Consider the following 11,394-nt stretch of genomic DNA (forward strand, 5'->3'; position numbering starts at 1 on the left):
CGCCCTGGCCCGGCTTCGTACCCGCACATCCGTACGCGCACTGAGAGGGGGAGGCAGCCGCAGTGACCAACATCCCCGAGACCGGGCGGAACCCACGGGTCCAGATCCGGCTCGTCGTCATCCAGGTTCTCGTCCTGTCCCTCCTGCTCACCCTCGGCGGCCGCCTGTGGTACCTCCAGATCCGTGAGGGCGCGGCCTACGCCAAGGAGGCGTCGGGGAACCACGTCCAGCAGGTCGTCCAGCCCGCCGTCCGCGGCTCCATCCTGGACGCGCGCGGAGTGGCCCTCGCCGACAACGAGACGCGACTGGTCGTCTCCGCCTCCCGCACGGACCTGCTGAAGATGCCGGACGACGGCAAGGACGTCCTCACCAAGCTCGCCGGAGTCCTGGGCATGACGCCCAAGGAGGTCCAGGAGAAGGTCCGGCTCTGCGACGCCAAGACCCCCCAGCCCTGCTGGAACGGCTCGCCGTACCAGCCCATCCCCATCACCGACGAGGCCACCCCCAAGCAAGCCCTCCAGATCCGTGAGCGCGCCGAGGACTTCCCAGGCATCACCGCCGAGCCCGAGGCCGTGCGCCGCTACCCGAGCCCGGGCAAGGCCAACACCGCCCAGGTCCTCGGCTACCTCTCGCCGGTCACCGACGAGGAGATCAAGAAGGCCCAGAACACCAACTCGCCGTATCTGCGCTCCGACCAGGTCGGCCGCTCCGGCCTGGAGCGCCAGTACGACAAGCAGCTGCGCGGCAAGGCCGGCGTCACGCGCTACGAGGTCGACAACCTCGGCCGCGTCATCGGCCAGGCCGAGGCCGACCCGGCCCAACCCGGCGACAACCTCGTCACCAGCATCGACGCCCGCGTCCAGCGGATCGCCGAGTACCAGCTGAACGAGGCCATGAAGGAAGCCCGCAGGCAGCACGACCGGAACACCGGCACCAACTACAAGGCCGACTCCGGCGCCGTCGTCGTCATGGAGGCCAAGACCGGCCGCGTCGTCGCCATGGCCTCCAACCCCAACTACGACCCGAACGCCTGGGTGGGCGGCATCTCCGCCAAGGACTACGCGCGGCTCACCGGCAAGAGCTCCAACTACCCGCTGCTCAACCGCGCGATCCAGGGCCAGTCCGCGCCCGGCTCGATCTTCAAGGTCATCCCGACGGCCGCCGCGATCAACGCCGGTTACTCCTTCGACGGCCCCTACCAGTGCTCCAGCTCGTACTCCCTGGGCGGCCAGGTCTTCAAGAACTTCGAATCCAAGGGATACGGCCCGATCAGCCTCGGCCGCGCCCTGGAGGTCTCCTGCGACACGGTCTTCTACCGGCTCTCCCACGAGGAGTGGAAGAAGGACGGCGGCGGCAAGCCGAAGAAACACCCCAACGACTGGTTCTACAAGACCGCGCACCAGTTCGGCCTCGGCAAGGAGACCGGCATCGACCTGCCCAACGAGGTCACCGGCCGCGTCCCCGACCGCAAGTGGAAGCTGGACTACTGGAAGGCCAACAAGGACGCCTGGTGCCGCACCGGCAAGCGCAACGGTAGCTACGCCGAGAAGATCGCCTACGAGAACTGCCTCGAAGGCAACCGGATGCGCGCCGGTGACTCCGTCAACTACTCCATCGGCCAGGGCGACACCCTCGTCACACCCATCCAGATGGCCACCATCTACTCGGCCATCTCCAACGGCGGCACCCTCTACAACCCCTCCGTCGGCAAGGCCGTCATCAGCGCCGACGGCAGGACCGTCACGCCGATCAAGCCCCGGTCGCACGGCAAGCTGCCGATGACGCGGCAGACGCGCGACCGCATAGACGAAGCCCTCGAGGGAGTCGCCACCCGCGGTACGGCCGCCTGGCGGTTCGGCGGCTGGCCGCAGGACAAGATCCCGATGCACGCCAAGACGGGTACGGCGGAGGTCTACGGCAAGCAGACCACCTCCTGGTTCGCCACGTACACCAAGGACTACTCGATCGTCATGACGATCTCCCAGGGTGGTACGGGCTCCGGCGCCTCGGGCCCCGCCGTCCGCAACATCTACAACGCGCTGTACGGCGTCTCCGAGGACGGCGACATCGACGCGAAGAAGGCCCTGCTGCCCACCCCGGAAAAGACCCTGCCGAAGGTCAAGACGGACGGCACCATCGCCTCCCCGAAGGTGCCCAAGGACCCGGCCAAGGACCAGCAGGCGAAAAAGAAGGACCCGAACGCCCCGGCCGACCCGCTCCAGCCGGCCACGTCGGCCCCGCCGTCGCCGGAGAACCGTGACACCCGAAGGCGCCGGCGCCGTCGGGGAAGCCGGAGGTTGCCGACATGACCGGCGGTGTGAACAGTTTCCAGGTCTCCGGCTACGGCCCCGAGCGCTCCGGCTGGACCAGGCTCCTCGCCCGCGACTCGGTGGCGCGGCGGCTCGACTGGCCGATCCTGCTGTCGGCGATGGCCCTGTCGCTGCTCGGCACGCTCCTCGTCTACTCGGCGACCCGCAACCGCACGGAGCTCAACCAGGGCGACCAGTACTTCTTCCTCATCCGGCACCTGCTCAACACCGGCATCGGCCTCGCCCTGATGGCCGGCACGATCTGGCTGGGCCACCGCGGCCTGCGCACGGCCGTGCCGGTCCTGTACGGCTTCTCGCTCCTGCTGATCCTGCTGGTGCTCACCCCGCTCGGCTCCACGATCAACGGCGCCCACTCGTGGATCAAGCTCCCCGGCGGCTTCTCCCTCCAGCCCTCGGAGTTCGTGAAGGTCACGATCATCCTGGGCATGGCGATGCTGCTGGCGGCCAGAGTCGACGCCGGCGACCGGCAGTACCCCGACCACCGCACGGTCCTTCAGGCACTGGGCCTGGCCGCCGTGCCCATGCTGATCGTGATGCTCATGCCCGACCTCGGGTCGGTCATGGTCATGGTCATCATCGTGCTCGGCGTGCTACTCGCCTCCGGGGCGTCCAACCGCTGGGTGTTCGGCCTGCTCGGCGCGGGCACCCTCGGCGCGGTCACCGTCTGGCAGATCGGCGTGCTCGACGAGTACCAGATCAACCGCTTCGCCGCCTTCGCCAACCCCGAGCTCGACCCGGCCGGCGTCGGCTACAACACCAACCAGGCCCGGATCGCCATCGGCTCCGGCGGCCTCACCGGCTCCGGCCTCTTCCACGGCTCGCAGACCACCGGCCAGTTCGTACCCGAGCAGCAGACGGACTTCGTCTTCACCGTGGCGGGAGAGGAACTGGGCTTCGTCGGCGGCGGCCTGATCATCCTGCTGCTCGGCGTCGTCCTGTGGCGGGCCTGCCGTATCGCCCGGGAGACCACCGACCTGTACGGCACGGTCGTCGCCGCCGGCATCGTCGCCTGGTTCGCCTTCCAGACCTTCGAGAACGTGGGGATGACGCTCGGCATCATGCCGGTCACCGGCCTGCCGCTGCCGTTCGTGTCGTACGGTGGTTCGTCGATGTTCGCCGTGTGGATAGCGGTCGGCCTGTTGCAGTCGATCCGGGTACAACGACCGATGTCGGCCTAACGGGTAGTAACGGGGGAGTGGAATGTCCGGGGAGTACGTGGCCCTGTGCCCGGTGACCGAGGATCTGGTGAGTCAGCTCCTCGCGCTGGCGGAGCTGGACCTGACCGACGACGACGCCATCGAGGCGCGGATGCGCGAGGGCGGCTGGCCCGACTGGTCGCAGGCGGTGCAGGGACCGGCGTACGAGGACACACCCGATGTCCCCGAAGCCACCCACGTCACCCCGCAGGGCCACTTCGTCACCTGCGACGGCGACGGCTCGCTCTACCTGCCGTTCGCCTACCTCTACTCGGTCGACGGCGGCCTGCTCGACGAGGACTGCTGGGGCCCCCTCCCCGGCTGGACCAGTGAGCAAGGCGCCTGGCGGCCGGAGTTCGACGCGCACTTCGGCACCGTGGTGCGGCGCTTCACCGACCGGCTGGGCCTGCCGAACCACGACATCCGGCAGCCCAGGTACGACACCCGGTACGTCAGCTGGCGCCTGGAGCACAACGTACTGATCGTCGGACAGGGCCCGGAGCCGCTGTCGTACCACCAGTTCGAGGACGCCCACGTGTACCTCGTCTCCCGGACGGTGAAGGACGCGCCGTTCCCGGACGGCGAGGAGATGCGGGCCCTGCTGACGACCTGAACGCGACGCCCTGGATGAGGGCGCCCACCACTGCCGCCCCGGCCGGTCAGCCACTAGATTCCATGGCATGGCGGAGACGAAGCGCGAGGTCGAGCGCAAGTACGAATCCGACGAGAGCGGGCTTCCCGACCTGACCGGTGTCGCCGGCGTCGCGACCGTGCTCGACCAGGGCGTCGCCCACCTCGACGCCACCTACTACGACACCGCCGACGAACGCCTCGCCGCGTCGTCCGTCACCCTGCGCCGCCGCACCGGCGGCTCGGACGCGGGCTGGCATCTGAAGTTCCCCGTCGCCCCCGGCGTCCGCGACGAGATCCGCGCCCCGCTCTCCGACACCCTCCCGGGCGACCTCGCCGGGCTCGTCCGCTCCCGCGTCCGCGGCGGCGAACTGCTGCCCGTCGTCCGGCTGCGCTCCGACCGCGACGTACGCCACCTCGTCGACGCCGACGGCAAGCTGCTCGCCGAGGTCAGCGTCGACGCCGTACGGGCCGACCGGCTCACGGCCGGCGGCGGTGAGGCGCAGTGGACGGAGATCGAGGTGGAACTCGCCGACGGGGGAGACCCGGCCTTCCTCGACAAGGTCGAGAAGCGGCTGCGCAAGGCGGGCGTACGGCCGTCGGCCTCGCCGTCGAAACTGGCGCGGGCCCTCGCGGAGACGGCGCCGCACCGGCAGCCCGCGTCCGCCCCCGCCGCGCGGCCGGTGACCGCCGCAGACCACGTCCTGGCGTACGTGCGCGCCCAGCGGGACGCCGTCGTCGAACTCGACCCGGCCGTGCGGCGGGATGCCGAGGACGCCGTGCACAGCCTGCGCGTCGCCACCCGCAGACTGCGCAGCACCCTCAAGACGTACGGCGAGCTCCTCGACCGGACCGTCACCGACCCGGTCGGCGACGAGCTGAAGTGGCTGGCCGGTGAGCTGGGCCTGGACCGGGACCGCGAAGTGCTGACCGCACGGCTGACGACGGCCCTCGACGAGGTGCCGGCCACCCTGGTCCGCGGCCCGGTCCGCGAGCGGCTGCACACCTGGGCGAGCGCCGAGCACGGCGGAACCCGCGGGCGGCTCATCGGAGTCCTGGACTCCGGCCGCTACCTCGCCCTGCTCGACGCTCTGGACGCGCTGATCGCCGACCCGCCCCTCAAGAAGGCGGCCGGCAAAAAGCCCCACAAGAAGATCGCCAAGGCCGTCACGAGGGACGTCCGCAAGGTCGCCGGGCTGGTCGAGCGGGCTGTGGAACTGGAGCCCGGCACCGACCGCGACGTCGCGATCCACGAGGCCCGCAAGAAGACCAAGCGCGCCCGCTACGCGGCGGAGGCCGCCCGGCCGGCCCTCGGCAAGCCGGCCAAGGACCTGGTCAAGACCATGAAAGCGCTCCAGATCCTGCTCGGCGAGCACCAGGACAGCGTGATGGCCCGGCAGGCCCTGCGCGAGCTGGCGGCGGTCGCCCACGCGGCCGGGGAGAACACCTTCACCTACGGCGTGCTCCACGAGCGCGAGGAGCAGCGGGCGGTGCGCGTGGAGACCGAACTGCCCGGTTTCTGGAACGCGATCAAGGACGGGGCTGCGGGTCTGTGATCTCCCGCTGATCCTCCTCTGATCTTCCGCGCGTACGAAGGCGCGTCCGGGTCGCGTTAGTCTGGATGGTCACCCTGTCCGTTCAGTCCAGCCCACGAAGGTGCGCGACATGTCTGCCGAAGTCGCTGCGTCGGTGTTCCCGCAGCTCGAAGCTCTGCTCCCGCACGTGCAGAAGCCGATCCAGTACGTCGGCGGAGAACTCAACTCCACGGTCAAGGACTGGGACTCCTGTGACGTCCGCTGGGCGCTCATGTACCCGGACGCCTACGAGGTCGGCCTGCCCAACCAGGGCGTCCAGATCCTCTACGAGGTGCTGAACGAGCAGCAGGGCGTCCTCGCCGAGCGCACCTACAGCGTCTGGCCGGACCTGGAGGAGCTGATGCGGGAGCACGGCGTCCCTCAGTTCACGGTGGACAGCCACCGGCCCGTGAAGGCCTTCGACGTGCTGGGCCTGTCCTTCTCCACGGAGCTGGGCTACACCAACATGCTGGCGGCCCTGGACCTCTCCGGGATCCCCCTGGAGGCCAAGGACCGCGGCCTGGACGACCCGATCGTCATGGCCGGCGGCCACGCCGCGTTCAACCCCGAGCCGATCGCGGACTTCATCGACTGCGCGGTGATCGGTGACGGCGAGCAGGCCGTCCTGGAGGTCACCGCGATCATCCGCGCCTGGAAGGCGGAGGGCCGCCCCGGCGGCCGCGAGGAACTCCTCTTCCGCCTGGCGAAGACGGGCGGGGTGTACATCCCCGGCTTCTACGACGTCGAGTACCTGCCCGACGGCCGTATCGCCCGCGTCGTGCCCAACCGCTCCGGCGTCCCCTGGCGTGTCTCCAAGCACACGGTGATGGACCTCGACGAGTGGCCGTACCCCAAGCAGCCCCTGGTCCCGCTGGCCGAGACGGTTCACGAGCGCATGTCGGTGGAGATCTTCCGCGGCTGCACCCGCGGCTGCCGGTTCTGCCAGGCCGGCATGATCACCCGCCCGGTCCGCGAACGCTCCATCACGGGCATCGGCGACATGGTCGAGCAGGGCCTGAAGGCGACGGGCTTCGAGGAGGTGGGCCTGCTCTCCCTCTCCTCGGCGGACCACTCGGAGATCGGCGACATCGCCAAGGGCCTCGCCGACCGCTACGAGGACGACAAGATCGGCCTCTCCCTCCCGTCCACCCGCGTGGACGCCTTCAACATCGACCTGGCGAACGAGCTGACCCGCAACGGCCGCCGCTCCGGTCTCACCTTCGCCCCCGAGGGCGGCTCGGAACGCATCCGCAAGGTCATCAACAAGATGGTCTCGGAAGACGACCTGATCCGCACGGTCGCCACCGCCTACGGCAACGGCTGGCGTCAGGTGAAGCTGTACTTCATGTGCGGCCTGCCGACGGAGACCGACGACGACGTCCTCCAGATCGCCGACATGGCGACGAGGGTCATCGCCAAGGGCCGCGAGGTGTCGAAGTCCAACGACATCCGCTGCACGGTCTCGATCGGCGGCTTCGTCCCCAAGCCCCACACGCCCTTCCAGTGGGCGCCGCAGCTGTCGGCGGAGGAGACGGACGCCCGCCTGGAGAAGCTGCGCAACAAGATCCGCGGCGACAAGAAGTACGGCCGCTCCATCGGCTTCCGCTACCACGACGGCAAGCCCGGCATCGTCGAGGGCCTGCTGTCCCGCGGCGACCGCCGGATCGGCGCCGTCATCCGCGCGGTCTACGACGACGGCGGCCGCTTCGACGGCTGGCGCGAGCACTTCTCCTACGACCGCTGGATGCGGTGCGCCGAGAAGGCCCTGGCCCCCTTCGGCGTCGACGTCGACTGGTACACGACGCGTGAGCGCACGTACGAGGAGGTCCTCCCCTGGGACCACCTGGACTCCGGCCTCGACAAGGACTGGCTCTGGGAGGACTGGCAGGACGCCCTCGACGAGACGGAGGTCGAGGACTGCCGCTGGACGCCGTGCTTCGACTGTGGGGTGTGTCCGCAGATGGACACGTCCATCCAGATCGGCCCGACGGGCAAGAAGCTGCTGCCCCTGACGGTCAAGAACGCCGCGCCGGCACCGAGCGGGCACGCGCACTGAGGGGCGGGCGCCGGGAGGCCGGCGGCATGGACGGCTGATGCCGCCGGTCCACACAATGCGGGGATGGAGAACTTGGTCGGCGAGGCTCTCGGTGAACGCGAGGGCTTGCGATTCCCGCGTACGCCCGGTGCGGCTTTGCGGAGTCGCCCCGGCTGCTGCACACGCGGGTCGCCGGCGCGTGAGCCGTATGATCATGCCGCCGGATGGAGGAACTCCGGACGTGCTGGATCCGGACGGGCCGCTGAGGCGTCTACGACGGTATGGATCTGGAGAAGCCGGCCCGTGAGGGCTCCGAGACGCGAGTCGATCTGCGTGAACGGGTGCCCGGACCGGCCGCGCCGCCGGTGCGTGAGGCGGCGCCCGAGGGGTGTCTCGCCGTCGCGATCCGGATTCCCGTGCGCATCGTCGTGCTCGTGCTGGTCGTCCCCGTGCGGATGGTGTGGGACGGGCTCGTCGTGGCCGGGCGGTTCCTGAACGACGTGCTGTTCCGGCCGCTGGGCCGGGCGCTGCTGTGGCTCGGGCGGGCGGTGTTCGTCTGGCCGTTCGTGGGGCTGTGGCGGTATGTCGTCGTGCCGGTGGCCAAGGCGCTCGGGTGGCTGGGGAACGTCCTCCTCGTCGTGCCGCTGGTGTGGCTCTACCGGCATGTGCTGACGCCGGTGGGGCACGCGGTCGCATGGGCCGTCACTTCGCTCGCCAAGGCCATCGGGGCCGTGCTCGGCTGGGTGTACTCGACTCTGCTCACGCCGGTCGGGCGTGCCGTGCTGTGGGTGCTGAAGGGGCTCGGCGCCGTGCTCGCCGCGGTCGGGGCCGGGGTGTACGCGGTCGTGGCCTGGCTCGCCCGGTATCTCGTCGTCGTACCCGCCGTGTGGCTGTACACGTGGGTCCTCGCGCCCGTCGGTCGGGCGATCGCCTGGTGCGCCAAGGGGCTGGTGTGGCTGATGAGCATGGTCGTCACCGGCATCGGGACGGGTCTGTACTGGATCGCGCGGATCCTGCTCGTCCTTCCCGCGCTCGCCGTGTGGCGCTGGATCCTCACGCCGGTCGGGCGGGTCCTCGCCGTCATCGGGCGGGAGGTCCGGGACGCCCTCGGGCACGCGTGGCGGATCGCCGGGCACATCTCGCTCGCCGTCGGGCGGTTCCTCGCGACGCTCTTGAGGTGGATCTTCGTCGAGCCGGTGCGGTGGGTGTACCGGAGCGTGCTGACGCCCGTCGGACACGTCGTGCGGGACGCCGTCCTGCGGCCCGCCGCCGAGGCCGCGCGCAGTGTGGGACGGGCCACGCGACAGGCGCTGGCCGCCGCCCGGGAGTCCGTACGGCAGGCGCGCGCCGACTTCCGGCGGATGCTCTTCGGAGCGCCCGCGCAGCCGCAGCCGGTCGACCTCGGGGAACCTTCGGGCCGCGAGGCACGTACTCTTGGTAGCAGTACGACCGCTCTCACGAAGGACTGAACGACACTGGGCAAGCGACAGCCCGAAGGCCCGCCGCCCGCACCCGCGGTGCAGCGCATCCGACTGCGCTACACCAAGCGCGGCCGCCTCCGGTTCACCAGCCACCGTGACTTCCAGCGCGCCTTCGAGCGTGCGTTGCGCCGTGCCGAGGTGCCGATGGCCTACTCGGCGGGCTTCACACCGCACCCGAAGGTGTCGTACGCCAATGCCGCACCCACCGGCACGGGCAGTGAGGCGGAGTACCTGGAGATCGCGCTCACCGCGCCGCGCGACCCGGAGCAGCTCAGGATCCTTCTCGACGAGTCGCTGCCCACCGGGCTCGACATCATCGAGGCGGTCGAGGCCCGCACCCCGGGCCTCGCCGACCGGCTGACGGCTTCCGTGTGGGAGCTGAGGCTGGACGGCGTGCCGCAGGAGGAGGCCCGCCGGGCGGCGGACGCCTTCAACGCGGCCGAGACCGTCGAGGTCCAGCGCCTCGCCAAGAACGGGGTACGCACCTTCGACGCCCGCTCCGCCGTCGCGAGCCTGGAGATCCCCGACCTCACAGAAACGCACAGTTCGCAGGCTGATAGGCCGACCGACCAGCCCTGTGCGATACTGCGGCTGGTTGTTCGGCACGTGACGCCTGCCGTACGACCCGACGACGTCCTGTCCGGTCTCCGCGCCGTGGCCGACCTGGCGCCGCCGGTCCCCGCAGCGGTGACCAGGCTGGCGCAGGGGCTGTTCGATGAAGAGACCGGCACGGTGACCGACCCGCTCGCGCCCGACCGCGAGGCAGCGGAGGCCCACTCAACGGCCGAACCGTCTGCCACCGCGACGGCGCCGGCGTAGGTTCCGCGAAGGGACGGACGTCGTAGCGCCGCCCTCGGACTCGGGAGCCACCTGGGTCGGGCAGCGCACCGACCAGAAGACTTTCGCCAGGCCGTACGCATTCGGCGTACGGAACCGGCGAGACAGGACACGGAGAGCTCCCGTGCGGCGCCCGCGCCCCGGACGGCGGCGACGCGCACAGCGCGAGCCGCGGACGTCACCGGCACAGCCGGACCAGGTGCGGCGCCCGGGAGCCTGACGGGAGAAAAGCCCGCATGCTCGAACCGACCGAACCCACAGAGTCCGCCACGGACTCCGAACAGAACACTCCCAGCGACACCCTGCCGCCCCGTCGGCGGCGCCGTGCCGCGTCCCGGCCGGCGGGTCCGCCCGTCGGTGCCTCCTCCGACGCTCCCGTGGAGACCGTCACGCCGGCCATACCGGCCGCGGAGCCCGACGACCTCGCGGCCGACGCCGTAGAGGCCGGCGAGGCCGAGGAGACCGCCGCCGAAGAGACCGTCGCGGCGGCGCAGGAGATCCCCGAGGCCGCCGAGAGCGCCGAGGAGGCCGCGCCCGCCGCTCCGAAGCGGCGCCGCGTGGTGCGTCGTGCCGCCGCGCCCGCAGGGGCTCCGGCGAGCGCTGAGGCCGCCGAGACCGTGGTGCCGGCGACCGCGTCCGCTCCCGCCGCCTCCGAGGCGCCGGAGCAGACCGAGGCCGCCGCGTCCGCCGAGGTGTCCGAGGACGCCGCTCCCCGGCGCACCCGGCGTCGTGCGACGCGCACGGTGACCTCGCCCGCCGCGGCTCCGGCCGAGGCCGTGGAGCCGGCGGCGCCCGCTGCCGCCGCCGCACAGGCCGAGCCGAGCGCCCCCGAGTCCGCCGCTGCCGCCGACGGCGCCGAGACCGCGGAGGTGGCCGAGGAGGCTGCTCCGCGCAGGACCCGGCGGCGTGCCACGCGACGGGTGACCGCGCCCACCGCAGCACCTGCCGCCGCCGAGGCGGCGGAGACAACCGCCGACGCGGGCCGGTCCGGCTCCGTCGCCATGACCGACGCGCCCGCCGAGGCCGCCGCTGCCGTGACCGGTGCGCCCGCCGAGGCCCCCGCCGGCACGCCCGCCGAGGAGGCGAAGGCACCTGTGACCGAATCCCCTGCCGCCGAGTCCGACGGAGCCGACGAGGCCGCTGCCGCCGAGGCCCCCGCCGAAGCCGCCGTCCAGGCGTCCGAGCCCGCCGAGGATGCCGCTCCGCGGCGCCGCCGCCGGGTCGTCCGCCGGGCCGCCAGTGGTTTCGCCGAGCCCGCGCAGCCCTCCCGGGCGTCCCGGGGCGCGAAGTCCGCGCGGGGCGCCGCCGGTG

General features: G+C 71.4%; 7 protein-coding genes and 1 pseudogene. All 8 read left to right on the forward strand.

Going from position 1 to position 11,394, the window contains the following annotated elements:
- Positions 1–62: 62 nt before the first annotated feature.
- Entirely contained in the window at positions 63–2,309 is a 2,247-nt protein-coding gene (gene mrdA, locus CCL05_RS14945) for a penicillin-binding protein 2 (RefSeq protein WP_086560994.1), read from the forward strand.
- On the forward strand, positions 2,306–3,508 hold the full coding sequence (rodA, locus tag CCL05_RS14950) for a rod shape-determining protein RodA (protein WP_086560995.1): 1,203 nt from the start codon (positions 2,306–2,308) through the stop codon (positions 3,506–3,508). The genes mrdA and rodA overlap by 4 nt, the downstream gene beginning before the upstream one ends.
- A gap of 22 nt (positions 3,509–3,530) precedes the next feature.
- Positions 3,531–4,139 (forward strand): hypothetical protein, encoded by a 609-nt coding sequence (locus CCL05_RS14955; protein WP_086560996.1) that lies wholly within the window; start codon positions 3,531–3,533, stop codon positions 4,137–4,139.
- A 67-nt stretch (positions 4,140–4,206) separates the two neighbouring features.
- Positions 4,207–5,712, forward strand: a complete 1,506-nt coding sequence (locus CCL05_RS14960) for a CYTH and CHAD domain-containing protein (protein ID WP_086560997.1) — start codon at positions 4,207–4,209, stop codon at positions 5,710–5,712.
- Between the two features lie 109 nt (positions 5,713–5,821).
- Positions 5,822–7,786, forward strand: coding sequence for a TIGR03960 family B12-binding radical SAM protein (locus CCL05_RS14965; RefSeq protein WP_086560998.1), 1,965 nt, complete (start codon positions 5,822–5,824; stop codon positions 7,784–7,786).
- A gap of 260 nt (positions 7,787–8,046) precedes the next feature.
- Positions 8,047–9,234 (forward strand): hypothetical protein, encoded by a 1,188-nt coding sequence (locus tag CCL05_RS14970; RefSeq protein WP_208641508.1) that lies wholly within the window; start codon positions 8,047–8,049, stop codon positions 9,232–9,234.
- Between the two features lie 48 nt (positions 9,235–9,282).
- Complete coding sequence (locus CCL05_RS14975; protein WP_086560999.1) at positions 9,283–10,065, forward strand: TIGR03936 family radical SAM-associated protein; 783 nt, start codon at positions 9,283–9,285, stop codon at positions 10,063–10,065.
- Between the two features lie 254 nt (positions 10,066–10,319).
- Positions 10,320–11,394: pseudogene (locus tag CCL05_RS14980) on the forward strand (Rne/Rng family ribonuclease); the annotation flags it as partial.

It is taken from the genome of Streptomyces africanus, from assembly GCF_002150735.1.
GTDB lineage: Bacteria > Actinomycetota > Actinomycetes > Streptomycetales > Streptomycetaceae > Streptomyces > Streptomyces africanus.

Excerpts from the sequence above, each read along its gene's own strand:
- CCL05_RS14970 (WP_208641508.1), top strand. The coding sequence starts at position 8,047 with ATGGATCTGGAGAAGCCGGCCCGTGAGGGCTCCGAGACGCGAGTCGAT.
- rodA (WP_086560995.1), top strand. The coding sequence starts at position 2,306 with ATGACCGGCGGTGTGAACAGTTTCCAGGTCTCCGGCTACGGCCCCGAG.
- CCL05_RS14960 (WP_086560997.1), top strand. The coding sequence starts at position 4,207 with ATGGCGGAGACGAAGCGCGAGGTCGAGCGCAAGTACGAATCCGACGAG.
- CCL05_RS14965 (WP_086560998.1), top strand. The coding sequence starts at position 5,822 with ATGTCTGCCGAAGTCGCTGCGTCGGTGTTCCCGCAGCTCGAAGCTCTG.
- CCL05_RS14955 (WP_086560996.1), top strand. The coding sequence starts at position 3,531 with ATGTCCGGGGAGTACGTGGCCCTGTGCCCGGTGACCGAGGATCTGGTG.